This window comes from Dankookia sp. GCM10030260, from assembly GCF_042666655.1.
GTDB lineage: Bacteria > Pseudomonadota > Alphaproteobacteria > Acetobacterales > Acetobacteraceae > Paracraurococcus.
On record NZ_JBHTDE010000004.1, the window covers coordinates 1 to 26125 of the forward strand.

General features: G+C 69.8%; 25 protein-coding genes and 2 pseudogenes. 19 read left to right on the forward strand and 8 right to left on the reverse strand.

Annotated elements, in window-relative coordinates:
• Positions 1–122 precede the first annotated feature (122 nt).
• Positions 123–264: pseudogene (locus ACFQS7_RS15605) on the forward strand (IS5/IS1182 family transposase); the annotation flags it as partial.
• 233 nt (positions 265–497) lie between these two features.
• Here the strand turns inward: ACFQS7_RS15605 and motA are convergent.
• Complete coding sequence (motA, locus tag ACFQS7_RS15610) at positions 498–1364, reverse strand: flagellar motor stator protein MotA (protein WP_380068029.1); 867 nt, start codon at positions 1362–1364, stop codon at positions 498–500.
• Positions 1361–2371, reverse strand: coding sequence for a flagellar motor protein MotB (locus ACFQS7_RS15615; RefSeq protein ID WP_380068030.1), 1011 nt, complete (start codon positions 2369–2371; stop codon positions 1361–1363). The genes motA and ACFQS7_RS15615 overlap by 4 nt, the downstream gene beginning before the upstream one ends.
• Positions 2372–2605: 234 nt before the next feature.
• Here ACFQS7_RS15615 and ACFQS7_RS15620 point away from each other — a divergent pair, with 234 nt between their 5' ends.
• The 6 genes from ACFQS7_RS15620 to ACFQS7_RS15645 all read left to right on the forward strand — a co-directional run bounded on the left by ACFQS7_RS15620 (position 2606) and on the right by ACFQS7_RS15645 (position 8765).
• Positions 2606–4222, forward strand: coding sequence for an ABC transporter substrate-binding protein (locus ACFQS7_RS15620; protein WP_380068031.1), 1617 nt, complete (start codon positions 2606–2608; stop codon positions 4220–4222).
• An 18-nt stretch (positions 4223–4240) separates the two neighbouring features.
• Positions 4241–5194, forward strand: a complete 954-nt coding sequence (locus ACFQS7_RS15625; RefSeq protein ID WP_380068032.1) for an ABC transporter permease — start codon at positions 4241–4243, stop codon at positions 5192–5194.
• A gap of 13 nt (positions 5195–5207) precedes the next feature.
• Positions 5208–6119 (forward strand): ABC transporter permease, encoded by a 912-nt coding sequence (locus ACFQS7_RS15630; protein WP_380068033.1) that lies wholly within the window; start codon positions 5208–5210, stop codon positions 6117–6119.
• A 159-nt stretch (positions 6120–6278) separates the two neighbouring features.
• Positions 6279–6848: a YSC84-related protein gene (locus tag ACFQS7_RS15635; protein ID WP_380068034.1), complete on the forward strand. Its 570-nt coding sequence runs from the start codon at positions 6279–6281 to the stop codon at positions 6846–6848.
• Between the two features lie 56 nt (positions 6849–6904).
• Positions 6905–7450, forward strand: a complete 546-nt coding sequence (locus ACFQS7_RS15640) for a YSC84-related protein (RefSeq protein WP_380068035.1) — start codon at positions 6905–6907, stop codon at positions 7448–7450.
• Positions 7451–7712: 262 nt separating this feature from the next.
• Entirely contained in the window at positions 7713–8765 is a 1053-nt protein-coding gene (locus ACFQS7_RS15645; RefSeq protein ID WP_380068036.1) for a class I SAM-dependent methyltransferase, read from the forward strand.
• Between the two features lie 54 nt (positions 8766–8819).
• Here the strand turns inward: ACFQS7_RS15645 and ACFQS7_RS15650 are convergent, their stop codons facing one another.
• Positions 8820–10232, reverse strand: coding sequence for a short-chain fatty acyl-CoA regulator family protein (locus ACFQS7_RS15650; RefSeq protein ID WP_380068037.1), 1413 nt, complete (start codon positions 10230–10232; stop codon positions 8820–8822).
• A 149-nt stretch (positions 10233–10381) separates the two neighbouring features.
• Here ACFQS7_RS15650 and aceA point away from each other — a divergent pair, with 149 nt between their 5' ends.
• The 3 genes from aceA (at position 10382) to ACFQS7_RS15665 (ending at position 12246) form a co-directional block, all read left to right on the forward strand.
• The gene (gene aceA / locus ACFQS7_RS15655; RefSeq protein WP_380068038.1) at positions 10382–11704 is read left to right on the forward strand and encodes an isocitrate lyase; all 1323 of its coding nucleotides are present in this window, start codon (positions 10382–10384) and stop codon (positions 11702–11704) included.
• A gap of 72 nt (positions 11705–11776) precedes the next feature.
• Positions 11777–11983, forward strand: coding sequence for a hypothetical protein (locus tag ACFQS7_RS15660; protein WP_380068039.1), 207 nt, complete (start codon positions 11777–11779; stop codon positions 11981–11983).
• A 35-nt stretch (positions 11984–12018) separates the two neighbouring features.
• Complete coding sequence (locus tag ACFQS7_RS15665; RefSeq protein ID WP_380068040.1) at positions 12019–12246, forward strand: hypothetical protein; 228 nt, start codon at positions 12019–12021, stop codon at positions 12244–12246.
• Positions 12247–12329: 83 nt separating this feature from the next.
• On the opposite strand, the gene ACFQS7_RS15670 is transcribed toward ACFQS7_RS15665, so the two are convergent.
• The 5 genes and pseudogenes from ACFQS7_RS15670 to ACFQS7_RS15690 all read right to left on the reverse strand — a co-directional run bounded on the left by ACFQS7_RS15670 (position 12330) and on the right by ACFQS7_RS15690 (position 15902).
• On the reverse strand, positions 12330–12956 hold the full coding sequence (locus ACFQS7_RS15670) for a DUF1345 domain-containing protein (RefSeq protein ID WP_380068041.1): 627 nt from the start codon (positions 12954–12956) through the stop codon (positions 12330–12332).
• On the reverse strand, positions 12956–13933 hold the full coding sequence (locus tag ACFQS7_RS15675) for a threonine/serine dehydratase (RefSeq protein ID WP_380068042.1): 978 nt from the start codon (positions 13931–13933) through the stop codon (positions 12956–12958). The genes ACFQS7_RS15670 and ACFQS7_RS15675 overlap by 1 nt, the downstream gene beginning before the upstream one ends.
• Positions 13930–14655 carry an NAD(P)/FAD-dependent oxidoreductase gene (locus ACFQS7_RS15680; protein ID WP_380068043.1) on the reverse strand — a complete coding sequence of 242 codons (726 nt, stop codon included), beginning with the start codon at positions 14653–14655 and terminating at the stop codon, positions 13930–13932. The genes ACFQS7_RS15675 and ACFQS7_RS15680 overlap by 4 nt, the downstream gene beginning before the upstream one ends.
• Positions 14656–14729: 74 nt before the next feature.
• Positions 14730–15002, reverse strand: a pseudogene (locus tag ACFQS7_RS15685) (FAD-dependent oxidoreductase); the annotation flags it as partial.
• Positions 15003–15104: 102 nt separating this feature from the next.
• Entirely contained in the window at positions 15105–15902 is a 798-nt protein-coding gene (locus ACFQS7_RS15690; RefSeq protein WP_380068044.1) for a hypothetical protein, read from the reverse strand.
• Between the two features lie 293 nt (positions 15903–16195).
• Here ACFQS7_RS15690 and ACFQS7_RS15695 point away from each other — a divergent pair, with 293 nt between their 5' ends.
• The 9 genes from ACFQS7_RS15695 (at position 16196) to ACFQS7_RS15735 (ending at position 26125) form a co-directional block, all read left to right on the forward strand.
• Positions 16196–17554, forward strand: coding sequence for an ABC transporter substrate-binding protein (locus ACFQS7_RS15695; protein WP_380068045.1), 1359 nt, complete (start codon positions 16196–16198; stop codon positions 17552–17554).
• Between the two features lie 69 nt (positions 17555–17623).
• Positions 17624–18568: a carbohydrate ABC transporter permease gene (locus ACFQS7_RS15700; protein ID WP_380068046.1), complete on the forward strand. Its 945-nt coding sequence runs from the start codon at positions 17624–17626 to the stop codon at positions 18566–18568.
• Positions 18565–19470: a carbohydrate ABC transporter permease gene (locus tag ACFQS7_RS15705; protein ID WP_380068047.1), complete on the forward strand. Its 906-nt coding sequence runs from the start codon at positions 18565–18567 to the stop codon at positions 19468–19470. The genes ACFQS7_RS15700 and ACFQS7_RS15705 overlap by 4 nt, the downstream gene beginning before the upstream one ends.
• Positions 19471–19475: 5 nt before the next feature.
• Entirely contained in the window at positions 19476–20579 is a 1104-nt protein-coding gene (locus tag ACFQS7_RS15710) for an ABC transporter ATP-binding protein (RefSeq protein ID WP_380068048.1), read from the forward strand.
• Positions 20580–20603: 24 nt separating this feature from the next.
• Positions 20604–21689: a malate/lactate/ureidoglycolate dehydrogenase gene (locus tag ACFQS7_RS15715; RefSeq protein ID WP_380068049.1), complete on the forward strand. Its 1086-nt coding sequence runs from the start codon at positions 20604–20606 to the stop codon at positions 21687–21689.
• Complete coding sequence (locus ACFQS7_RS15720; RefSeq protein ID WP_380068050.1) at positions 21690–22439, forward strand: hypothetical protein; 750 nt, start codon at positions 21690–21692, stop codon at positions 22437–22439.
• A gap of 23 nt (positions 22440–22462) precedes the next feature.
• A complete protein-coding gene (locus ACFQS7_RS15725; RefSeq protein ID WP_380068051.1) occupies positions 22463–23440 on the forward strand; it encodes a Bug family tripartite tricarboxylate transporter substrate binding protein in 978 nt (325 codons plus the stop codon).
• 97 nt (positions 23441–23537) lie between these two features.
• Positions 23538–24902 carry a nucleobase:cation symporter-2 family protein gene (locus ACFQS7_RS15730; RefSeq protein WP_380068052.1) on the forward strand — a complete coding sequence of 455 codons (1365 nt, stop codon included), beginning with the start codon at positions 23538–23540 and terminating at the stop codon, positions 24900–24902.
• Entirely contained in the window at positions 24902–26125 is a 1224-nt protein-coding gene (locus tag ACFQS7_RS15735) for a urate hydroxylase PuuD (RefSeq protein WP_380068053.1), read from the forward strand. The genes ACFQS7_RS15730 and ACFQS7_RS15735 overlap by 1 nt, the downstream gene beginning before the upstream one ends.

A 26125-nucleotide genomic window follows, 5' to 3' on the forward strand; every position in this document is an offset into this window, starting at 1 on the left:
GTCGGAGGCACCCGATGCAGATTCAGTCCGGCCTTACCGCCGGCAAACCCCAGGTCGCGTAGCTCGCTACGCCGGATCGTTTTGGACCACTCGAAGTCCGGCCTGGCAAGATTGTACAGGCGGTCACCAAGCGCACCATCGCCTGGCTCAACTGCTGCCGAAGACTGGCCAAGGATTGGGAGTGCTTGAACCGCCGCGTTTGCCTTCCTGCGATGGACCTCCGTCCGCCGCATGCTTCGGAAATTATGGCAGAAAGCCATATGATCCCTGATGGATTTCCAAAAAACGGCGCAATCGGCTTACATAAAATTCATTCGTAAAGAAATAAAGTTACTCTCATATCACAAGATCTACATATCATCATTACTATGCAATATGTAAAAATCATTGCTCAATCAATCGAAGGCGACCTCTCTGCTGCTCTCAGAAAGTGTGTCTTTTTATATTATATTACGGTTAAGAATTTCAGTCGAACTAACGTGCGCCGCCGCGCCACATCAAGCGACTTGCAGATCCTGCAGCACCGCTTCCAGCTCCTGGAAGCTCGGCATCAGGGCGGTGGGTGCCATCTTGCGGCCGGTCTCGACCGCGACCTGCGGCGCATTGCCGTGCAGGTGGGCGACCAGGACGGCGCGGATCACCTCGTAGTACTTGGCCTCCTCTTCCACCACGCCCTTCAGTCGGGCGGCCATCGGCCCGACCATGCCATAGGCCATCAGCACGCCCATGAAGGTGCCGACCAGCGCGCCGCCGATCATGCCGCCGAGCACCGAGGGCGGCTGGTCGATGCTGGCCATGGTCTTGATGACGCCGAGCACCGCGGCGACGATGCCGAGCGCGGGCAATGCATCGGCGACCGATTGCAGGGCGTGCGAGGGGTGCAGCTCCTCGGCCAGGATCTTCTTCAGCTCGCGCGCCATCACGTCCTCGATCTGATGCGGGTCGTCGGCGTTCATGCCGACCATGCGCAGGTAGTCGCAGATCAGCGCGACGCCGTGGTGGTCCTTCTGGATCTTGGGGAATTTGCCGAAGGCGCTGCTTTCCTCCGGCTTCTCGATATGCGGCTCGAGCGCCATGGCGCCCTTGGTCTGGGCGAGGCGGACGAAGAAATACAGCAGGCTCAGCATCTCGACGTAGTCGGCCTTCTTGTAGCGGGCGCCCTTCATGATCTTGCCGAAGCCGCCGGCGACATGCTTGATGTCGCCGATGCTGTTGGCCATGACGAAGGCGCCGACGGCGGCGCCGCCAATGGTCAGCATCTCGTGCGGCAGGGCATGCAGGATGATGTCGAACTTGCCCCCGGCCAGCACGTAGCCGCCGAAGACGCAGGCCAGCAGGAAGATCAGGCCGCCGATCGTGGTCATGGGTTGGCGGGTACCGCGCGCAGCAGGGTGATGGCGACGCGGCGGTTGCCGGCTGCCAAGGGCTCGTTCGGCAGCAGCGGCATGCGGTCGGCATGGCCAGCGACGCTTTGCAGCCGCGCCTCGGCGATCCCCGAATCCAGGAGCAGCCGGCGCACCGCATTGGCGCGTTCCGCCGACAGCTCCCAGTTCGAGCGGTCGGCGCCGCGGAAGGGGGTCGCGTCGGTATGGCCGGCGATGGCGAGCCCGTTCGGCAGCCGGGCGGCAACCGCCGCCACCTTGGCCAGCAGGGCACGGGCGCGGTCGTTTGGCACTGCGCCGCCGACCGGGAACATCGCTTGCCGCTCGGCGTCGAGGATCTGGATGCGTAGCCCCTCCTGCACCTGTTCCACCACCAGCTGCCGCGCCAGGTCGGCCAGTGCCGGGTCGTCCTGCACCGCGGTCCGGATCTCCGCCGCCGCCGCCTCGAAGGCCCGGGCCTCCCGCTTCGCCAGCTCGGCGCGCAGCGCGGCCTCCCCCAGCGCGGCGGCTTCGGCGGTGCCGGGCGGCGCGGTGCCTTCGGCCGGCACCGCGCCGGAGGTCTGCGGCGCGGCCTCCCCCGGCGGTTGGGGCGGCTGCGGCGTGGCCGCTTCGGGCGGGGCGTCGGATTGCCCGTCATCCTCGATGTCGAGCCGCACCGGGGCGCGGCCCTGTTCCATCCGGATGGCGCCATTGTCGGAGACCATGGTGCCGTCGGAATTCGGGCTGCTGCCGCCGAAGGGCTCGCCCGAGCCGGTGGCGCTGCGGCCGAGCGCGTTGGACGGTGCGAAATAATCCGCCAGGCCGCGGCGCTGGTCATCCGACGTGGCATTCAGCAGCCACATGAGGAGGAAGAAGGCCATCATCGCGGTGACGAAATCGGCATAGGCGACCTTCCAGGCGCCGCCGTGGTGCCCGTCCCCACCCGCTTCCTCCCGTTTGATGACGATGGTCGCGCCCGCGCCGCGCCCGCCCTTGCCCTTGCCCGCCATGGCCCCCGCGTCGTCGCTGCCGCGCGCAGACTGCCGCAGCCGGGCTTAAGGCCGCGCTAATGACCCGGGCGCCCCAGGCGCGGGCATTCTGCCGCCGGCTTGGGCAGCCTGCGCCCGGCGGATGGTGTCCGGCCGGGGCTACGGGCCGGCCGCCTCGGCTGGCACGAGGCTTGCGATGCAGTGGTCCCGGTGTCCCGAACACCGCAACGACGTCCTACCGGAGACGCCCCTCCCATGACCTTCCGGCGCATGCTGCTCGCCGCCGTAGCCGCCCTGGCGCCCGTCGCCCTGGCCCCCGCTGCCCAGGCCCAGGGCACCATCCGCATCGGCATGACCGCGGCCGATATCCCGCTGACCCACGGCCAGCCCGACCAGGGCTTTGAGGGCAACCGCTTCACCGGCATCCCGCTGTTCGACGCGTTGACCGCCTGGGACCTGTCGCGCGGCGACCGGCCGACGCCGCTGGTGGCCAACCTGGCCACTTCCTGGGAGGTCGATGCAACGGACAAGACGCGCTGGATCTTCAAGCTGCGGCCGGGCGTGAAATTCCATGACGGCTCCGACTTCACCGCCGATGCGGTGGTCTGGAACGTCCGCAAGGTGCTGGACCGCGAAGCGCCGCAATTCGACCCGCGCCAGGTCGGCCTGACCGCCACCCGCATGCCGGCGCTGCGCCGGGCGGAGAAGGTGGACGACCTGACGGTCGCGCTGATCACGAGCGAGCCGGACAGCTTCCTGCCGATCAACCTGACCAACCTGTTCATGGCAAGCCCCACGCAGTGGGAGAAGCTGCGCGCCGCCGCCCCCAGCGCCGAGGCCGCCTGGAACGCCTTCGCCGCCGCGCCGTCCGGCACCGGCGCCTTCCGGATGACCCGCTTCGTGCCGCGCGAGCGGGCCGAGTACAGCCGCAACGAGGCCTATTGGGGCGAGAAGGCCAAGGCCGAGAAGATCGTCCTGCTGCCGATCCCGGAGGCGAATGCCCGCACCGCGGCGCTGCTGTCCGGCCAGGTGGACTGGATCGAGGCGCCGGCGCCCGACAGCGTGCCGCAGATCAGGTCGCGCGGCATGGTCATCCAGCAGAACCTGCAGCCGCATTTCTGGCCCTGGCAGCCCTGCTTCGCCGGCGAGAGCCCGCTGAAGGACGTGCGGGTCCGCCGCGCGCTGAACCTGGCGATCGACCGCGACGGCCTCAAGCAGCTGCTCGGCGGCTTCATGGAGCCCTCGATCGGCACCGTCGGCCCCGGCCATCCCTGGTGGGGCAACCCGGAATTCCGCATCCGCACCGACAAGGCCGAGGCGAAGCGCCTGCTGGCCGAGGCCGGCTATGGCCCGGGCAAGCCGCTCAATCTCAAGGTGCAGATCAGCGCCAGCGGATCCGGCCAGATGCAGCCGCTGCCGATGAACGAGTTCCTTCAGCAGGACCTCAAGACCATAGGCGTAAACGTCGATTTCGACGTGGTGGACTGGAACACGCTGTTCACCAATTGGCGCCAGGGCTGCATGGCGCCGGCCGCCCGCGGCGTGCACGCGATCAACGTCTCGATCTCCACCATGGACCCGTTCTTCGCCCTGGTGCGGTTCTACGACAGCAAGATGGCCGCCCCCGTCTCGAACAACTGGGGCCTGTTCAGCGACCCGCGCTTCGATGCGATGATCCGCGAGGCCCGCACCAGCTTCGAGCCGGCGGCGCGCGATGCGGCGCTGGCCAGGCTGCACGCGGCCGGCGTGGACGAGGCGCTGTTCATCTGGATCGCGCATGACGTCTCGCCGCGCGCCATGTCGCCGCGCGTCAAGGGCTTTGTCCAGCCGCAGAGCTGGTTCGTTGACCTCCGCCTGCCCTACATCCAGTAATCATTGAGGGATCCGCCGATGCTTCTCTATCTGCTGCGCCGGGTCTTCTATGCGATCCCGATCGCGCTCGCGGTCGGCTTCGTCTGCTTCATGCTGGTGCAGATCGCCCCGGGCGACCCGATCAACGCCATCGTCCCGCCGGACGCGCCGGCGGATGTGGTGGAGCAGGTCCGCAAGGATTACGGCCTCGACAAGCCGCTGCCGGTGCAGTTCGGGCTCTGGCTGTCGAAGGTGGTGGTCGGCGACCTCGGCCGGTCGCTGGCGACCGGGCGGCCGGTCTGGGCCGACCTGCAATCGGCCATTGGCAACACGCTGATGCTGGCCTTCGCCGCGTCCTCGCTCGGCTTCGTGCTGGGCTGCGTGCTGGGCGGGCTGGCCGGTACCTTCCGCGGCTCGGTGCTCGACCGCGTCGCGGTGGGGGTCGCGGTCGCCGGCGTCTCGGTGCCGCACTACTGGCTCGGCATGGTGATGGTGGTGATCTTCTCGGTGCAGCTGAACTGGCTGCCGGCGATGGGGGCGGGGCCGGGCGGGTCGTCCGACTGGGGCTGGGACTGGGAGCACATCAAGCATCTGGTGCTTCCGATGGTGACGCTCTCGGTCATCCCGATGGGCATCGTCACGCGCACCGTGCGCGGCATCGTCGCCGAGATCATGAACCAGGAATTCGTCGTGGCGCTGCGCGGCAAGGGGCTGACCCGCTGGGGCGTCTTCCTGCACGTGGTCAAGAACGCTGCGCCGAACGCGCTGGCGGTGATGGGCCTGCAGCTCGGCTACCTGATGGGCGGCTCGATCCTGGTGGAGACGGTGTTCTCCTGGCCGGGCACCGGGCTGCTGCTGAACAGCGCCATCTTCCAGCGCGACCTGCCGGTGCTGCAGGGGACCATCCTGGTGCTGGCAATGTTCTTCGTTGTGCTGAACCTCTGCGTCGACCTGATGCAGACGGCGCTCGACCCCCGGATCAAGCGCGGCTGAGGAGGCCAAAGGCATGAGCACGGCCACCACCCCCACCGCCGCGGAAGCGGAACTCGCGGTCCAGGCGAAGCAGACCCAAGCGAAGTCCGAGGGCTATTGGGCCGGCGTCTGGAAGCGCGTGCGGCGCGACCCGGTCACCATCGTCTGCGGCGCCATCCTGCTGACCATGCTGCTAGCCATCATCTTCGCGCCGCTGATCGCGCCGCACGACCCCTACCAGGGCAGCATGATCCGCCGGCTGAAGCCGATCGGCACGCCCAACTACCTGCTGGGCACCGATGAGCTCGGCCGCGACATCCTGACCCGGCTGCTCTACGGCGGGCGGCTGTCCTGGTTCATGGGCATCGCGCCGGTCGCCATCGCCTTCGTCATCGGCACCACGCTGGGCGTCATCGCCGGCTTCGTGGGTGGCCGCGTGAACATGGCGATCATGCGGACCACGGACGTGTTCTACGCCTTTCCGTCCGTGCTGCTGGCGGTCGCCATCTCGGGCGCGCTGGGGGCGGGCATCTTCAACGCCATCCTGGCGCTGACCCTGGTCTTCATCCCGCAGATCATCCGGGTGGCGGAAAGCGTGACCCAGGGGGTGCGCAATCTCGACTTCGTCGATGCGGCGCGGGCCTCGGGCGCCTCCGGCTTCACCATCGTGCGCGTCCATGTCCTGGGCAACGTGCTGGGGCCGATCTTCGTCTACTCGACCTCGCTGATCTCGGTCTGCATGATCATCGCCTCGGGCCTCAGCTTCCTCGGCCTCGGCACCAAGCCGCCGGAGCCGGAGTGGGGCCTGATGCTGAACACGCTGCGCACCGCGATCTATGTGCAGCCCTGGGTGGCGGTGCTGCCGGGCGCCTGCATCTTCGTGACCTCCATCTGCTTCAACCTGCTGGCGGATGGGCTGCGCCAGGCGATGGATGTGAAGGGCTGAGGCCCTTCGCACCCATCGCCGCTATCCCGTGCTCCGAGTCCGCAACGGATGTGAAGGGCTGGACAGTCACCCACCTGGCCGCACAAGCCTCGCGGCCAGGCGGCAACCCGCGGCGCGACGGGACGTTGCGGCACCGGCAACCATTCCAGGAGGTTCCCGATGCCGACGCCGACCCGCCGCCATGTGTGCCGTCTCGCGCTCCTCGCCGGCGCCCTCGCCGCACCGGGCATCCTGCCGTCCCCCGCCCGGGCCGCGACGCGCCGCGAGATCGACGCCGATGTCGCGGCCGCGCTGATTCGCCTGCGCGAACTGCCGAACACCGAGCCGCTGCTGCGCCATTCCAAGGCGATGCTGCTCTTCCCGCGCATCATCAGCGGCGGCTTCATCGTCGGCGGCCAGTACGGCGAGGGCGCCCTGCTGCGCGGCGGCAAGACCGAGGGCTACTTCTCCATCGCCGGCCTCTCGCTCGGCCTGCTCGCCGGCGCCCAGGCCTCCGGCCTGGCGATGTTCTTCATGCAGGAATCGGCGCTGACCGCGCTGCAAAAGGCCGATGGATGGGAGATCGGCACCGGGCCGAGCGTCGTGGCGCTCGACAAGGGACTGCAGGCCAATGCCAGCATCACCACCCTGACGGAGCCGGTCTATGCCATCACCTTCGGCCAGCAGGGGTTGATGGCGGCGCTTGCCTTGAACGGCACCAAGATCACGAAAATTACCCCGGACGCCTGATGTTGCGCGGGCGGCGCGGGCAGGCGTAAACGGCATGCCGTTCCGGGGGACGACTCATGCCGATTGCCCGCCGCCGCCTCGCCGCGCTTGCCTTGTTGCCGCTGGCCTGGCCTGCCGCTGTCCGGGCCGCCAGCCGGCGCGAGATCGACGATGCCGTCGGCCCGGCGCTGGCCCGACTGCGCGAGCAGGACGGCACCCGCATCCTGGCCGACAACGCCAAGGCCATCCTGGTCTTCCCGCGCATCATCCGCGGCGGCTTCGTCCTCGGCGGCCAGTACGGCAACGGCGGGATGGTCGAGGGCGGCGAGACAACCGGCTACTACAGCATCGCCGGCGCCAGCTTCGGCCTGCAGATCGGCGCCCAGACCTACGGCCTGGCGATGTTCATCATGACCGAGGCCGCGCTCGACTTCTTCCGCCGCAGCCAGGGCTGGGAGGTCGGCACCGGCCCCAGCGTGGTGGCACTCGATGCCGGCCTGGCCGGTAGCCTGACCTCCACCACCATGAGCCAGGATGTCTATGCGGTGACTTTCGGCCAGACCGGGCTGATGGCGGCGTTGACGTTGGACGGGCAGAAGATCAGCCGGATCACGCCGGACTGACTTCGGCGGCCGGGCCCCTTGGCCTGCCGGACGCGGGTGCCGGCCGCCGCGGGGCGGCCCGGAGCCGGCGCTCAGGACCACAGCACGCCCGCTAGCATTCACTCCAAGAGAACCATGCACCTTGCAGTAAAGGTGCCGCTATATGCCAAGCACCGAAAATGTCGACGTCGCCGGCGCTGGCGTTATTTGTGGTTCTTAAGAATTAATTGGAAGCCGCCACCGATCCTCGTCATCCTCCGCACGCCATGGATAGGAGGCGAGCATGGACGACGCGAAGCTGAACCAATTCATCGGCCGCATCCTGGGTGACCTGGGTGGCGCGGCCAGCGTGCCGATGGTGCGCATCGGCGATGCGCTGGGGCTCTACCAGACCCTGCATGCGCGTGGCGCGATGACCTGCGGCGAACTTGCCGGGGCGGCCAAGGTGCATGAACGCTACCTGCGGGAATGGCTGTCCCACAATGCCGCGGCCGGCTACCTGGACTACGACCCCGCGACCGGCCGCTTCATCCTGCCGCCCGAGCAAGCGATGGTCTTCGCCGTCGAGGACAGCCCGGTCTACATGATGGGCGCCTTCGACCTGATGGTGGCGCAGGTCGAGAACCAGCCGAAGGTCCAGCAAGCCTTCCGGACCGGCGGCGGGGTGGCCTGGGGCGAGCAGGCCGGGTGCATGTTCTGCGCCGTGGCGCGCTTCTTCCGGCCGGGCTACCAGAACCACCTGATCGCCGAGTGGATGCCGGCGCTCGATGGCGTCGTCGCCAAGCTCGAACGCGGCGCCAGCGTGGCCGATGTCGGCTGCGGCCATGGCTGGTCCACCGTGCTGATGGCCAGGGCCTTTCCGAATTCGACCTTCACCGGCTACGACTTTCATGCCGGGTCGATCGAGGCGGCGCGGGAACACGCGGCCTTGCATGGCGTCGCGGCGAATGCGCGGTTCGAGGTGGCGACCGCCAAGGCGATCCCCGGCGGCGATTTCGACCTCATCACCTGCTTCGACTGCCTGCACGACATGGGCGACCCCGCCGGGGTGGCGGCGCATCTGCGCAGCCGGCTGAAGCCCGATGGCACCTGGATGATCGTCGAGCCGATGGCCGGCGACCGGCTGGAGGACAACCTGAACCCGATCGGCCGGCTTTTCTACGCCGGCTCGACGATGATCTGCGTGCCGACCTCGCTGTCGCAGGAGGTCGGCGCGGCGCTCGGCGCCCAGGCCGGCGAGGCGAAGCTGCGCGAGATCATCGGCGGGGCGGGGTTCCGTTCGGTCCGCCGGGCGACGGCGACGCCGTTCAACATGATCCTCGAGGCCCGGCCGTGACGCACTGCCGTCGCCGCATCGGGTGACCCGGGGCCCGTGCGGCGTCCTGCCGGCTCAGCGCCGCTTCGGCGGCTCGAACCGGTAGGGCGCGTCGCTCGCCACCATCGGGTCGAGCGACAGCCGGTGCTCCAGCGGCGGGAAGGCGCGGCTGCGGCAATCCGTGCGGTCACACAGCCGGCAGGAGAGGCCGATGCCGACCATCGCCTTGTCCATGTCCAGGCCATCGCCATAGACCACCTCGTCCGCCCGGCCGATGTCGCAGCCCATGGCGACGACATAGACCGGCGGCGGCTCGCCCCAATGCGCCGCGACGCCGTGCACGGTGCGGGCGAAGCAGAGGAAGCTGCCCCCGTCCGGCAGCTGCGCCAGCTGCACCCGCACCGTGCCCGGCGTGCCGAAGGCCTGGTGGACGATCCATTTCGGGCAGGAGCCGCCGAAGCGGGCGAAGGGGAAGCCGGCCGCGGCCAGCCGCTTGCCCACGTTGCCGGCCGGGTCGACGCGGAGGAAGAAGAACGGCACGCCGCGCTGCGCCGCCTCGCCCGGGCGCTGCATCGTCGTCAGCCGGTGGCAGGCCTGCTCGAAGGAGACGCCGAAGCGCGAGGCCAGCGCTTCCAGGTCGTGCCGCAATTCGCGCGCCGCGCCGAGGAATGGCCCATAGGGCATCAGCAGTGCCGCCGCGGTGTAGTTCAGCAGGCCGATGCGGATGAGCTGCCCGGCCTCGGTGGACGACGGCTCGAACCCGGCCATCGCCGACTGCACGGCATCGCCGGCTTCGAGCAGCATGAGCTGGAAGGCCAGATGGAAGCCGCGGCTCTCGCGCGGCAGCGTCTCGGACAGGTCGAGCCGCCGGCCGACGGGATCGTAGCGCCGCAGCGCGCCGGGCAGGGCGGTGACGGTGACGGACAGCCCGTGCTTCTGCCGTAGCCGCTGCGCCACGGCATGGTTCATCTCGGACGGCGCGGTGACGCCCATCTCGGCCGCGATCGCCTCCGCCGCTGCTTCCAGTTCCGCGAAGTGGTTGCTGCGGTCGTGGAAGAAGTCGCGTGCCTCCTCGGTCGGCAGCAGGATGCGGCGCCCGGTCGGCAAGGCGATGCCGCCCGAATCCTCCCGCGCCACGCGCCAAGCGCGGTACAGCGCCAGCATGGCGCGGGCCGCATTCGGCGCGCTGCCGGCCAGCGTCGCCACCTCGTCCTCCGGCACTTGGTCGAGGCCGAGCAGCGGGTCGGACATGACCTCGCGCAGCCCGGTCTCGATCGCCTTCTCCCGCATGCCGGACAGCGCGGCGATGTCGACCTGGAGCGTCTCGGTCAGCTTGATCAGCAGCGTCGCGGTGACCGCCCGCTGGTCGTGCTCGATCAGGTTCAGGTAGCTGGCCGAAATGCCTAGCCGGGCGGCCAGGGTCTGCTGCGCCAGCCCTTTCTCCTGCCGCAACCGACGGACGGTACGGCCGATCAGCGCACGCGCCATGCTTGACTGCCTTTACTAAATTCACAGATGCGGTGTCAAAACGGCGACCCATTTGCCGATTTTCACCGATTTAGAGGCTGATCTTCGGCGCCGCAATGTGAATTATTGACCCTGCCCGCCGGGACGATCCGGCCCAGGAGAAACCAGTCATGCGCCAGACCCCTGTCCCGACCCACGCCCCCGACGGCAGCTTCGGCGGCGGCCGGCCCGAACCGGGCCGCTTCGAAGGCATCCGCCGCGACTATACCCCGGCCGACGTGGCCAAGCTGTCCGGCAGCTTCCGGATCGAGCATACCCTGGCCGACATGGGCGCCCGCCGGCTCTGGCAGCTGCTGAAGACCGAGCCGCAGGTGACCACGCTCGGCGCGCTGACCGGCATGCAGGCGCTGCAGCAGGTCAAGGCGGGCCTCAAGGCGATCTACCTGTCGGGCTGGCAGGTGGCGGCCGATGCCAATACCGCCGGCACCATGTATCCCGACCAGTCGCTGTATCCCGTGGACAGCGTCCCCAACGTGGTGCGGCGGATCAACAACTCGCTGCGCCGGGCCGACCAGATCGCGGTGCAGGAAGGCAAGGGCGACACCACCCAGTGGATGGCGCCGATCGTCGCCGATGCCGAGGCCGGCTTCGGCGGCGCGCTGAACGCCTACGAACTCATGCGGGCAATGATCGATGCCGGCGCCGCCGGCGTCCACTTCGAGGACCAGCTCGCTTCCGAGAAGAAGTGCGGCCATCTCGGCGGCAAGGTGCTGGTGCCGATCGCCCAGCATATCCGCACCCTGAACGCCGCCCGCCTGGCCGCCGACGTGGAAGGCGTGCCGACCGTGCTGCTGTGCCGCACCGATGCCGAGAGCGCGCAGCTTCTCACCAGCGACGTCGACGAGCGCGACCGCCCGTTCATCGGCAACGACCGCACCCCGGAAGGCTTCTTCCGCATCAAGCCCGGCTGCGGCAAGGACTACGCCATCGCCCGCAGCCTGGCCTATGCGCCCTATGCCGACCTGCTGTGGTGGGAGACCTCGGACCCCGACCTGAACGACGCCCGCATGTTCGCGGAAGCCATCCAGCGCAAATTCCCGGGCAAGATGCTCGCCTACAACTGCAGCCCGTCCTTTAACTGGCAGCGCAAGATGGGCGTCGAGGCGGCGACCAAGTTCCAGCGTGAGCTCGGCGCCATGGGCTACAAGTTCCAGTTCGTGACCCTGGCCGGCTTCCACAGCCTGAACCTATCCATGTTCAAGCTGGCGCGCGGCTACAAGGACCGCGGCATGGGCGCCTACTCCGAGCTGCAGCAGGCCGAATTCGCCGCCGAGTCCGAGGGCTTCACCGCGGTGCGCCACCAGCGCGAGGTGGGCGTCGGCTATTTCGATGCCGTCGCCACCGCGGCCGGCGGCGGCCAGTCCAGCACCACGGCGCTGGCGACCAGCACCGAGGCGGCCCAGTTCCACGACGAGCACGCCCCGGCGCACTGATCCCCACCCCCGCGCCGGGTGACCGGCGCGGGGTCCTCCACCACGCGGCCCCTAAGCAAAAGGAAAAGTCCCATGTCCAACGACGATTACGACGACGGCCTGGTGCACTCCCACGGCTGGGCGACCGAGCCGCCCGCCCCCCCGGCCGGCCCGATGCGCCGCGGCGCGGAGATCGCCGCGGCGATGTCGGCGCACCCCGAGGAGGAGTCCTTCGACGATGGCCTGGTCCACAGCCATGGCTGGGCCTGCGGCGAACGCGGCCAGCCGGCCGCGCGCTGAACGACCGCCGAGGCGGTGGGCGGGAGAATCTGCGGATGATGTTCAAGCTTCCCCGCCTGCCGCTGCGGCGATACCGCCACGGCGCCGGCCGCGCGGTCCGCGATGCGGTCTCGGCGCTGCTGCACGGCATGACGCCGCAGCGCCGTCCCGGTGGCGCCGTGGTGTCGCACCTCGCCGCGCCGAGCCCGGCCGGCAGGGTGACGCCGGATGACGCGCATGACGCGTGGTCGCGGTTCCAGTCCGGGATCGCGGCAGGCGGCTGAGAAGGCAAGGCCAGGGAGGAGGTATCCTCCCTGGACCCACCCCTGTTTTTCTGAGGCTGCACTCGCTTTGCGGCACGAAAGCCCTATTCGACCAGGCCCGCCGCCACGTTCACCGCCGCCGCCAGGATGACGACGTTGAACAGGAACGAGACCAGCGCATGCACCAGCGCCAGCCTGCGCAGCAATCGCTTCGAGACGGCGACGTCGGAGGTCTGGAAGGTCATCCCGATGATGAAGGCGAAATAGAGGAAATCACCGAATTCGGGTTCCGTGTCACCGGGGAAATCCAGCCCGCCCTCCGCCTGCCAGTATTCATGCGCATAGCGCACCGCGAACAGCAGGTGCACGAAGACCCAGGACAGGGCGATCGAGACCAGCGCCAGCACCACCTCGCCTGCGCCCATCCGCCCCGACTTCGAGGCCAGGAACCAGGCGACGGCGGCGATGGCGGCGATCGCCGCGGCCAGGCTGGCGGCCAGGATCGCACCCTCGCCCTCGTCCAGCAGCTCCGCCCTGCGGCGCATCTGCGCCGGCGTCGCCCGGTGCATGATGCGCAGCGTCGGGACGACATAGGACAGCGTCGCGGCGCACCAGCCGGCCAGCAGGGCGGCCTGCAACGGCAGGCCGAGCGCCGCGCCGAGCCCCACCACCAGCGCCCCCAGTCCCGCCGCGGCCAGCAGGACCGGCCGGTGGCGGAGCCCGAGCCGCATCACGCCGCCAGCGCGAGCGCGAAGACCGCCGGGTCCACGTTGCCGCCGCTGATGACGACGCCGATGGTGCGGCCCCTGGCGTCCAGCTTGCCGGCCAGCACGGCGGCCAGCGCCACGGCGCCGCCCGGCTCCGCCACGATCTTCAGGTGATCGAAGGCGAAGCGCATGGCGCGCAGCACCTCAGCCCGGGTCACCGCGATGCCGCCCGCCAGGCGCGGATGGTTGATGGCGAAGGTGAGGGCGCCCGGCTGCTTCGACAGCAGCGCGTCGCAGAAGCCGTCGCCCTGTCCGTCGGCGGCGATGCGGTGGCCGGCCGCCAGGCTGACGCGGGTGTCGTCCCAGCCTTCCGGCTCCACCGCCCAGACCTCTGCCAGTGGCGCCAGCGCCTCGGCGGCGAGCGCACAGCCGGCGATCAGCCCGCCGCCGCCGGTGCAGACCGCCAGCGCGTCGAGCATGAGGCCCGCCGCCCTGGCATCCTCGATCAGCTCCAGCGCCACGGTGCCCTGGCCGGCGATGACATGCAGGTGGTCGAAGGGTGGGATCAGCGTCGCGCCGCGCGCTTCGGCCAGTTGCCGGGCCAGCGCGTCGCGGTCGACGCCGTGGCGGTCGAAGGGGTGGATCTCGGCGCCCCAGCGGCGGGTGGCGGAAACCTTGATCCCCGGCGCGTCGGCCGGCATGGCGATCAGCGCCGGCATGCCCAGCATATGGGCGGCGCAGGCCAGCGCCTGGCCATGGTTGCCCGATGAATGCGTCACCACCCCGGCGCGGCGCGCGTCGTGGTCCAGCAGCAGCGCCGCGTTGGTCGCGCCGCGCAGCTTGAAGCTGCCGGTCCGCTGCAAGGGCTCCGGCTTCACCAGCACGGTGCCGCCGGTGAGCTCGTCCAGCAGGCGGTGGCGCAGGACCGGGGTGCGCACCACCTTGCCCCGCAGCCGCGCCGCAGCGGCCTCGACATCGGTGAAGCCTACGGTCTCGCTCATGCTGCTGTCCTTTCGAAGCGACGCGGATCGGACAGCGGCACCGCCGCCGCCAGGTCCGCGTCAGGCGTCGTGTTGTTGACCGGTGATGCCAGCAGGCGCCCTGCCGCCGGCGCGGTCTGCATGCCGTAGCCGCCCTGGCCGACCATCCAGAAGAAGCCGCGCTCGGCGGCCTCGCCGATCGCCAGGCCGCGGTCGGGGGTGACGCTGCGCAGCCCGGCCCATTGGTGCCCGATGCGCGTCACCGGGATGTCGAGGGCCTGCTGCATGCGGTCGATGGCGATGGCCACCTCCAGCGCCTCCGGCTGGGCGTCGAGCGGCGGGCTGTCGGTTTCGTCGGCCGGCGAGACCATCAGCTTGCGCCGCGCCTCCGGCCATACATACCAGCTGTGGTCGACGTCGCCGAGCAAGGGCCAGTCGGCGCAGTCGTGCCCGCCCGGGTCGATGAGGCAGGCGGTGCGGCGCTTCGGCTGCAGGCCGAGCACCGGCACCCCGGCCAGTGCCGCCGCCGCGTCGCCACAGGCGCCGGCGGCGTTCACCAGCACGGGTGCTGCGAAGACCGCGCCGTTCGAGGCCGCGGCCCGCCACCCGCCATCCTGCCGCCAGATCCGCCCGGCCCGGTGGCGCAGCGCCGGCATCCCGCCGCGCGCCACCACCTGGCGCAGGTAGCCCTGGTGCAGGGCGGCGACATCCATGCCGAAGCAGTCCGGCTCCAGCGCCGCCACGCGGCATAGCCGGGCCGCAGCGCCGGCACGCGGGCGCGCAACTCGGCCAGTCGAACGGCCGCATCTCCGGCGCGCCGGACATCATCTGCCGCAGGTGCTCGGCCTGCCAGGGTGGCGCCAGATGCACCGCGTCGCGCGTCCGGATCAGCGGGGCGTCGGCGAATTCCGGCGGCGGGGCTGCCGTAATCGCGGATCCAAATCGCCGCCGACCGGCCGGTAGTGTGGTAGCCGGCACTCTCCTCCGCCTCCAGCAGCGCGACGCGGCGGGTGGCGGAGAGATGCGCGGCGGAGCTGGCCCCGGCCATGCCGGCACCGATGACGACGGCCTCGACGGCGGTTGTGTCCATCGGGGCATCGTCTGTCCGGGCGTCGTCGGGGGCAAGGCCAGGGAGGAATCATCCTCCCTGGACCCACCTCTATTCTTGTGGGTCTGGCACGTGCCGATCTGCCTACCGCGCCGCATCATCGTCCGGCAGCGGCGCATCGCCGGCCGCCGCGCTGCCCGCGGCCGGCCCCTCGCCGGTCCCCGGCCCGTCATTGCCCATCGAGGCAGCCCGCTCCGCGTCGGCCGCCGCGCTGCGTCGCGCCGAGGTGCTGGGCGCCGCCGCCGCCAGCGCCGCCGGCCCGGCCGGTCGCACCGCCGGGGAGGAGGCGACGCCGGCATTCACCGGCTTGGTGATGTCCTCATCCGTGCTGCGGGCGCCCATGCGGTGGCTGCCGGCATAGGTCGAGCCGACCTTCTCCGGGGCTGCCGTCTCGCGCGTCGCCGCGGTGCTGCCGATCGCGGCGCCGCCGCCGGTCCAGCCGCCTTCCGCCGCATCCGCGTTCACCGCCGGCAAGCTGTCCGGCGTGGAACCGCTGCCCGCCGACTTGCCGCCGATGAGGCCGCCGCCGCCGGTCCAGCCATCCGCCCGCCAGGCCGCTTCGCGGGCGTCCAGGTCGGCCGCGCCGTGTCCGGTGAGGACTGCGGACACCGTGTGCGCCTGCTCGTCCGGCACCTCGGCCGAGACCAGGATGCCGCCGCGGCGCAGGCCCTCGCCATAGCGCGCGCGGTCCTTCTCCCGCGCCGAGGCGAGGAAGCCATGGTGCGACTCGCTGCGCTGTTCGTGGGTTCCGGCGGTGGCGTTCTCGGCGCCGGCGGCATGGACCTGCACGCGGGCGCGGTCGATGCCGTGTTCCTGGACCAGGGTCTCGACCGCGCGCTCCGCCTCGGGGCGGCTGTCGAACAGGCCGGTGATGGTGCGCATGCCGTGGGTTTCCTTGTCGTTTCGCGGCGGCGGGAAGCAACGATACTTGGACTACCCAACGCGTTCCCGTGGCACAGGAACGGTTCGGCGCCTCCCGCCGCGTGGCGCGGACTCAACGGCGGCGACGGCTCGGCCGTTCCGCCCGGCAGCGCATCGTCCAGCTGGTTGCGCCGAAGTTACAAACCGACCCCCGTTGTCACGGCACGGTCGCCGGGCCATGTTGCGCGCCGGGGCCGGTACAGGCCCAGCAGGGATGTCCGGCGGGCTTTGCCCGTCACGCAGGGAGGATTCAGATGGCAGGCAATCGCTTGAGCCGGCGCACGGTGCTTCGGTCCGGTGCGGGTGTGGTCGCAGCCGGTACGCTCGCCGCCCCGATGGTGCATGCGCAGGGCACGGGCGGTACGCTCCGCTTCGCCTTCTGGGACCATTGGGTGCCGGGCGGCAACGACGCGCTGAAGAAGCTGGCGGCCGATTGGGGCGAGAAGAACCGCGTCACCGTCTCTCTCGACTTCATCAATACCACCGGCAACCAGCTGCAGCTGACCGCCGCCGCGCAGGCGCAGTCGGGCAACGGGCATGACGGCATCTCGCTGACCCCCTGGGACGTCGGCGCCTACTCCGACAAGCTCGAGCCGGTGGACGACGTCATCGGCCGGCTGGAGGCCAAGTACGGCCAGATCAACCCGGTCGCCAAGTTCCTCGCGGTCCATGGCGGCAAGTGGCGCGGCATCCCGGCCACTTCCGGCACCCAGAACAAGCCGGCCTGCGTCCGCTTCGACCTGATGCAGGAGCATGCCGGCATCGATGTCCGCGCGATGTGGCCGGCCAGCGGCGAGCGTGGCCCGGGCGCCGACACCTGGACCTGGGACACCTTCCTGAAGGCGGCCGAGGCCTGCCACAAGGCCGGCTTCCCCTTCGGCCTGCCGATGGGCCAGTTCTCCGACGCCGTCGACTGGGTCGGCGCGCTCTTCCTCAGCTACGGCGCGCAGATCACCAATGCCAAGGGCGAGCCCACCATCAAGGGCAACGACAAGCTCAAGCAGGCGATCGACTACGGCGTGCGGCTGTCGAAGTTCCTGCCGAACGACGTCTGGGCCTGGGACGATGCCTCGAACAACCGGGCGCTGATCTCCGGCCGCTCGGCGCTGGTCTTCAACCCGCCTTCCGCCTGGGCGGTGGCCAAGCGCGACAACATCGCGGTGGCCGAGAAGTGCTGGACCATCCCGATGCCGTCGGGCCCGGCCGGCCGTTTCCTGGCCTACCTGCCCTTCACGACCGGCATCTGGGCCTTCGGCAAGAACAAGACCGCGGCCAAGGCGATGCTGGAGTTCTTCAGCCAGCGCGAGAGCGCCGAGCTGACCACCAACACCAGCGGCGGCTACGACATCCCGCCCTTCGCCACCATGTCCGACTTCAAGATCTGGGAGACCCAGAACCCGCCGGTCGGCACCATCGCCAACTATCCGCTGAAGCCGCACCACCAGGCGAAGACCTCGATCGCCTTCGACCCGGCGCCGCCGGAACTGGCTTCGCAGATGTACATCCAGGCGCTCAACACCAAGGTGATCGCCCGCGTCGCCCAGGGCGGCGAGACGATCGACCAGGCGATGGGCTGGCTGGAGCGCGAGATCAACAACATGCGTCGCGGCTGAACCGAAGCGTAAACGGTAGGGGGCAGCCACACGCTGCCCCCTCTCGCTATTTGAGCAGGGGAGGGCGCGATGGCGCTGGATGCCACCACCATCAACGAAGCCGGGCGCCCCGCATCGCCCGCTGCCGGGGGGATGACGCTGCAGCGCTTCGCGCGGCGGCGTTCGACCATCGCCTTCCTGATGGCATTGCCGCTGATCGCGGTGATTGCCGGGCTGGTCGCCTGGCCGGCCGGCTATGCCATCTACCTGTCGACGCTGAACCGGAGGATGACCACCTTCATCGGCCTGGAGAACTTCGACATCCTGCTGGATTCCGAGACCTTCCGGATGGTGATCTGGCAGAGCTGCATCTTCGCCATCACCGCGGTGGTGTTGAAGGCGCTGCTCGGCTTCTGGCTGGCGCATATGCTGCACCATATCCCGACCAAGGGTCAGCGGGTCTGGCGCGGCATGCTGCTGCTGCCCTGGGTGGTGCCGCCGGCGCTGTCGACGCTCGGCTGGTGGTGGATGTTCGATCCCAGCTATTCCAGCCTGAACTGGCTGCTGACCGCGATGGGCGGTCCTTCCATCCCCTGGCTCGGCGAGCCCGGCTGGGCGCGCGCCTCGGTCATCATCGTCAATGTCTGGGCCGGCACGCCCTTCTTCATGATCATGTACCTGGCGGCGCTGAAATCGGTGCCCGACCAGCTGTATGAAGCCGCCGCCATCGACGGCGCCACCGGCTGGCAGGGCCTGCGCTTCGTCACCCTGCCGATGATGCGCAACATCATCAGCATCACCGTGCTGTTCAGCTTGATCGTCACCTTCGCCAACTACGACATCGTTCGGGTGCTGACCAACGGCGGGCCGCGCGACCTCACGCATGTCTTCGCCAGCTATGCCTTCCAGGTCGGCGTGCTGTCCGGCAACATCCCGCGCGGTGCCGCGGTGTCGTTGTTCATGTTCCCGCTCCTTGCCATCGTCGCCTTCTTCATGTTGCGCGGCGTCAACCAGCGCAACCGGGAGATGGCATGATGTCGGCCTCCGCAGCCTCGCCCTCCGCCGTCCTCCCCGGCGTCGCCCGCAAGATCGGCTCGCTCCGCAAGGAGCGCCGCTGGGCGCTGATCACCGCCTATGTCTCGCTGGTGGTCGCCGCCGTCGTCATGCTGGCGCCGCCGGTCTACATGCTGATCACCAGCCTGAAGACGAGCGCCGAGATCTCCAACCCCGTCGGCTCGCCCTGGCTGGTGCGCAACCCGACCCTGGAGAATTACTGGGCGCTGATCAGCGACCCGATGTTCCGCGGTTTCTTCTTCAACAGCATCAAGATCACCGTCGCCGTGGTCTGCATCACCATGGTGATCTCGGTGCTCGCCGCCTTCTCGCTGGCGCGGATGAAGTTCTTCGGCAGCGGCGTGCTGGCCACCGGCGTCTTCCTCACCTACCTGGTTCCGGACACGCTGCTGTTCATCCCGCTGTACCAGATCGTCGGGGGCCTCGGGCTGCTGAACTCGATCTGGGGGCTGGTGCTGGTCTACCCGACCCTGACCGTGCCCTTCTGCACCTGGATCATGATCGGCTACTTCGCGTCCATCCCGAAGGAGCTCGATGAGGCGGCGCTGATCGACGGAGCCAACTGGATGCAGATGCTGACCAAGATCTTCATCCCCGTGGCGTTGCCCGGCATCATCGCGGCGACGATCTTCGCCTTCACCGTGTCCTGGGCGGCCTTCGTCTACCCGACCGCCTTCATCACCCGGCCGGACGAGATGCCGCTGACCATCGGCGTCGTCTCCCAGCTCATCCGCGGCGACACCTTCGCCTGGGGCCAGCTGATGGCGGGCGCGCTGCTGGCGGCGCTGCCGCCGGTCATCGTCTATGCGTTCCTCATGGATTACTACATCGCCGGCCTGACCGCCGGCGCGACGAAGGGCTGACCGCCATGGCGCAGGTATCGATCCGCAAGGTCGTCAAGGAATACGAAGGCGGCGTGCAGGCGGTGAAGGGCATCGACCTCGAGATCGACGACCACGAGTTCGTCGTCCTCGTCGGCCCCTCTGGCTGCGGCAAGTCCACCACGCTGCGGATGATCGCGGGGCTGGAGGAGATCTCCCGCGGCGAGATCGCCATCGGCGGCGGCGTGGTCAACGACATCCCGCCGCGCGACCGGGACATCGCCATGGTGTTCCAGAATTACGCGCTCTATCCGCACATGTCGGTCTACGACAACATGGCCTTCGGCCTGATGCTGCGGAAATTCCCAAAGGAGGAGATCAACCGCCGCGTGATGAACGCGGCCAAGATCCTCGATATCGGCGTGCTGCTGGATCGCAAGCCGAAGGCGCTGTCCGGTGGCCAGCGGCAGCGCGTGGCGATGGGCCGCGCCATCGTCCGCGACCCCAAGGTCTTCCTGTTCGACGAGCCGCTGTCGAACCTCGATGCCAAGCTGCGCGTGCAGATGCGGACCGAGATCAAGAAGGTCCACCAGACCGTCAAGACCACCACCGTCTACGTCACCCACGACCAGGTGGAGGCGATGACGCTGGCCGACCGCGTGGTGGTGATGAACCATGGCGTGATCGAGCAGGTCGGCCCGCCGCAGGAGTTGTATCACCACCCGCAGACCAAATTCGTCGCCGGCTTCATAGGCAGCCCGGCGATGAACTTCATCCCGGCCCGGCTTACCGAAGCCTCCGGCGCGCTGAAACTGGAGCTGTCCAGCGACATCGTGCTGCCGATCCCGGAGGACCGCATCGGCCGCTACAAGGCGCATGCCGGCCGCGAGCTGCTGTTCGGCATCCGGCCGGAGCACATGACCGAGGTGCGCCCGAACGACCACCGCCCCGGCCTCGCCAGCTTTCACGCGACGCCCGAGGTGGTGGAGCCGATGGGCGCCGAGACGCTGCTGCATTTCTGGAAGGATGGGCACGAGATCTGCGCCAAGTTCGACCCGGGCGTGGCGGCCGAGCCGGGCGTGCGGATGCCGATGGCGATCGACATGAACCGCATGCACCTGATCGACCCGAAGACCGACCGCGTCCTCTGATCGCGCCTGCCCGAGGGAAAATTCATGGCTAGCTACACCCCGGTGCTGATCGGCGCCGACGCGCTCGAAGACCTCGTCGCCAGGATCTTCGTCGCCAATGGCTGCGCCGCGGCGGAAGCCGGACGCATCTCGCACCACCTGCTCGGCGCCAACCTCGCCGGCCATGACAGCCACGGCGTGGTCCGCGTGCCGCGCTACGTGGAATGGCAGCAGGCCGGCTACATCGTCGCCGGCCAGTCGGCCGAGGTCGTCACCGATGGCGGCGCCTTTGCCCTGCTCGACGGCAAGTTCGGCTTCGGCCAGACCGTCGCGCCGGAAGCCTGCGCGCTCGGGATCGAGCGCGCGCAGAAGCACGGCACTGCCATCGTCGCGCTGAAGAATGCCGGCCATGTCGGCCGCATCGGCGCCTACGCCGAACAGGCGCTCGCCGCGGGCCTCATCTCCATCCACTTCGTCAACGTCGCGGGATCCGTGCTGGTGGCGCCCTTCGGCGGGACCGAGCGCCGCTTCTCCACCGCTCCCTTCAGCGTCGGCGTGCCGACCGACCCGCCGGTGGTGCTCGACTTCGCCACCTCCCTCGTTGCCGAGGGCAAGGTGCTGGTGGCGTCGAACGGCGGCAAGCCTTTGCCGCAGGGCGCGCTGATCGAACCCGACGGGACGCTCTCGGCCGACCCGCACACGCTGTACGGGCCATACGAACAGGTCGGGCCGCGCAGCCCCTCGGCCGGGCTCGGCGCCATCCGTGCCTTCGGCGAGCACAAGGGCTCGGGCCTGGCCTTCATGTGCGAGCTGCTGGCCGGTGCCTTCACCGGCGGCGGCACCTCCGGCCCGATCGATGCGCGCGGCCGCATCGCCAACGGCATGCTCTCGATCTACATCTCGCCCAAGCATTTCGGCACCGAGGGCGAGTTCAAGCGGACCGCCGAGGACTATGTCGCCTGGGTGAAGTCCTGCCGCGCCGATACCCCGGGCGGCGAGGTCCTCGCCCCCGGCGAGCCCGAGGCGCGGCTGCGCGCCGAGCGGCTCGCCAAGGGCGTGCCGCTGCAGCCCGACACCTGGGAGAGCATCGTCCGCTGTGCCCGGGCGCTTGGCGTCACCGTCCCGAACTGAATGTCCGAGGACGAGACGCCGGCGGCGCGCTACGCCCGCTACGCCGCGATCCGCCGCAGCCTGCTGAGCGCGGCCTCGCAGCTTATCCCGCTGGTCAGCGTCGCCAGCCAGGCCCGCGCGCTCACGCTCTGGGACGGCAGCCGGGTCTGCCCGGCCGACGAGATGCAGCTTGCCGCGGTCTTCGACCTCGGCGTGCTGGACCCGGTCGGCGGCCATGGCCGCGCCATCGAGCGCCAGGCCCGGGCCGAGCCGCCGCTGCCGGGCAGCCCGGAGGCGCGGATGCTGGCCGCGCTGGGCACGGCGCGCTTCGGGCTCTATCGCATCCTCGGTCCGCGGGTCGAAGGCGGCGTGTCGGCCGAGGCGGTGCCGGACGGCACGCCGCTGGTGATCTGGGACAACCACCTCGCCCGCAACCGGGTGCCGGGCGCGCTGGTCGGGCTGCGGCTGGCCTGGCCCGATGCCGACCTGGCGATGACCTGCGGCACCGCCATCTCGCTCGACAGCCGGGCCCTGGAACGGCTGTTGCTGGGTACCCCGCCGCAGCGCGGCCCGGTGCGGCCGAGCCTGCCGCTGCCGGAGGACGGGCCGGCGCTCGACCGGCTGCTGGCCGAACCCGCGGCGCGACTGCGGCTGACGGCGCTGGCCGCGGCGCCCGGCTTCGCGGCGAAGGTCACCCGCACCGCTATCGATCTGGGCCTGATGGGCGGCATCCCCGGCCGCACCCCGCCGGAATTGCTGCCGCAAGGCTGACGCCCTCCACCAAGGAACACACCATGCGCCGACTGCTGGGCCTTGCCCTCGCATTGCTGCTGCTCGCGCCCGCCGCGCGGGCCTTCCCGGACCGGCCGATCACCCTGGCCACCGGCTATGCCCCGGGCGGCTCCACCGATATCGCGGCAAGGCTGCTGGCGGATCGGCTGGCTGCCCATCTCGGCAACGGTGCCCGGGTGGTGGTGGAGAACCGCCCCGGCGCCGGCGGCATCGTCGCCAGCGAATGGCTGAAGCGGCAGGCGCCGGACGGCCATGTCATCATGCTGGTCGAGAGCTCGTCCCACGCCATCGCGCCGAGTGCCCTGGTCGGCGGCACGCGCTACGACCCGATCGCCGATTTCTCGCATCTCGGCGTCATCGGCACCGCGCCGCTGATCCTGGTGGTGAACAAGGACCTCCCCGGTGCGACGCCCGCCGCGGTGGTGCAACACCTGCGCGGCGCGCCGGCCGACAGCATCGCCTATGCGACGTCGGGCGTCGGCACCATCGTGCACCTGGCGAGCGAGATGCTGGCGCTCGACCTTGGCACCCGCTTCGTCCATGTGCCGTACCGCAGCGGCGGGCAGATGCTGACGGCGATCTTCCAGGGCGACGGCAAGTTCGGCATCGCGGTGCTGGCCTCCGCCGCGCAGCAGGTGCGGGACGGCATGGTGCGCGGCATCGCCGTGACCGGTGACCGCCGCTTCCCCAGCTTCCCCGACCTGCCGACGCTGGCGGAGGCCGGGGTGCCCGGCTACGACCTGACGACCTGGAACATCCTGCTCGGCCCGCCCGGCATGCCCGCCGAGATCCAGGCGGCGCTGAACCGGGCGCTGAATGCCTCGCTGGCCGAGCCCGCCTTGCAGCAGCGGCTGCTGACCGCCGGCGTCGAGGCCTGGACCCGGCCGAACGGCCCGCCCGAGGCGCGCGCCTTCCTGCAGCGGGAGGTGGAGAAATTCCGCGTCGTGGTGCAGCGGACCGGGGTAAAGCTGGAGCCCTGATCGCAATCTCTTGCCCGTGCGGCCTCGGCAGGGGTAACTGAGGGGCCAATGGGGAAGGGCGCCGGGACCCGCGCGGCTTGCGTGGAGGGGACCGGAATTGTCGGATCGGGTTGAGACTGTCGACACGGTGCCGCCGGCACCGAAGCTGCTGGCCTTGGCGCTGCAGCATGTCCTGGTGATGTATGCCGGCGCCGTGGCGGTGCCGCTGATCATCGGCCGTGCCGCCAGGCTGCCGCCGGACCAGGTGGCGCTGCTGGTCAATGCGGACCTCTTCGCCTGCGGCGTCGCCACGCTGATCCAGTCGCTCGGCATCGGGCCCTTCGGCATCCGGTTACCGGTGATGATGGGTGTCACCTTCGCCGCCGTCGGCCCGATGGTGGCGATGGCCACCAACCCGGATCTCGGCCTGCTCGGCATCTTCGGCTCGGTCATCGCCGCCGGCGTGGTGACGATGCTGATCGCGCCCTTCGTCAGCCGGCTGCTGCCGCTGTTTCCTTCCGTCGTCACCGGAACGATCATCCTGATGATCGGCATCTCGCTGATGCGGGTGGGCGTGAACTGGGCGGCGGGGGCGCCGTCCCCCACCATGCCGGGCTATGGCGACCCGCTGCATCTGGGGATGGCGGCGGGCGTGCTGCTGCTGATCCTGCTGGTCACCAAATACGCCCATGGCTTCCTGGCCAATGTCTCGGTCCTCGTCGGCATCGTCGCCGGCTGCGCGGTGGCCTGGAGCATCGGCCGGATGGGCTTCGCCAAGGTCGAGGCGGCGCCCTGGTTCGACCTGGTCATGCCCTTCGCCTTCGGGATGCCGAGATTCGACCTCGTCGCCATCGTCACCATGAGCATCGTCATGGTCGTGGTGATGATCGAGTCCGCCGGCATGTTCCTGGCATTGGGGGAGATGACCGGCCGCCGCGTGGACCAGGTGGCGCTGACCCGCGGGCTGCGGACCGACGGCATCGGCACCGTCATCGGCGGCATCTTCAACACCTTCCCCTACACCTCCTTCTCGCAGAATGTCGGCCTGGTCGGGGTGACGGGGGTGAAGTCGCGCTACGTCACCGCGGTCGGCGGCGTCGTCATGCTGGCGATGGGGCTGGTGCCGAAGCTCGGCGCGCTGGTGGAATCCGTGCCGTTGTTCGTGCTCGGCGGCGCCGGGATCGTCATGTTCGGCATGGTGGCGGCGACCGGGGTGCGGATCCTGTCCGGCGTCGACTACCAGGGCAACCGCAACAACCTCTATGTCGTCGCCATCTCCATCGGCTTCGGCCTGATCCCGCTGGTGGCCCCGCAATTCTTCAAGGCGATGCCGCATGCGCTGGCACCGCTGCTGGAATCCGGCATCCTGCTCTCGGCGCTGATGGCGGTGGCCCTGAACCTCTATTTCAACGGCATGGGCGCGGCCGCCGCGGCGCAGGACGACGCCGCCGCCTCGGCCCGGGCGCAGGAGGCGCTGCATTGATGGACCCGTATCTGCAGGAATGGGGCGGGCTGCTGCTGCGCTGGCTGCATGTGCTGGCCGGCATGGCCTGGATCGGCACCAGCTTCTACTTCATGCATATCGACGCCATGATGAAGGCCGACCCCGGCATCCCCGGCGGCAAAGGCGGCCAGATGTGGGAGGTCCATGGCGGCGGCTTCTACCAGGTGCGGAAATGGCTGGTGGCGCCGGCCTCGCTGCCGCCCGACCTGCTCTGGCACAAGTGGGAGGCCTATACGACCTGGCTCTCCGGCTTCTGCCTGCTGGCCTGGATCTACTACGGCGCCGCCGACCTCTACCTGATCGACCCGGAGGTGGCGGCGATCGGGCCGGTGACGGCGGCGGCCATCGGCATCGGCGCGCTGGTGCTGGGCTGGGTGGTCTACGACCAGCTCTGCAAGTCGCGCATCGGCCGGAACGAGGTGCTGCTGGCCGGCGTCTGCTTTGCGTTCGTCATGCTGCTGGCGCTGGCGTTCCAGCAGGTCTTCTCCGGCCGCGGCGCCATCATCCATACCGGCGCGGTGCTGGCGACCTGGATGGCCGGCAACGTCGCCATGATCATCATCCCCAACCAGCGCAGATCCATCGCCGCGCTGGTGGCGGGGCAGGAGCCCGACCCCGCCTTCGGCCGGATCGGCAAGATCCGCAGCACGCACAACAACTATCTGACGCTGCCCGTGCTGTTCCTGATGCTGGCGAACCACACCCCGATCGTGTCGTCGACGCCCTTCGCCTTCGTCATCGTCGGGCTGATCCTGGTGGCGGGCGCGATGATCCGGCATTTCTACAACGTCCGGCACCATGCCGGCGGCAATCCGTGGTGGTGCTGGGCGGTGGCCGCGGCGGCCATCGTGCTGGCCGGCGTGATCAGCATGACCTCCTCCTCCGCGGGGCGGGAGCGGCTGGGCCTGGCGGCGATCGACCCGCCCGGCGCCGCGCTGCCGCACGGCATGGCGGCGCCGCCGGATCAGGTGGTGGAGATCGTCCTCGGGCGCTGTTCGATGTGCCATGCGGCGGAACCGGCCTGGGCCGGCATCGCCATCGCGCCGAAGGGCGTGCGGCTGGACACGCCGGAGCACATCGCCCGCGCGGCCCCGGCGATCCGCGCCCAGGCGGTGATGAGCCACGCCATGCCGCCGAACAACATCACCGGCATGGAGCAGGACGAGCGACGGGTGCTCGCCGCCTGGCTCTCGCCGCGCTGA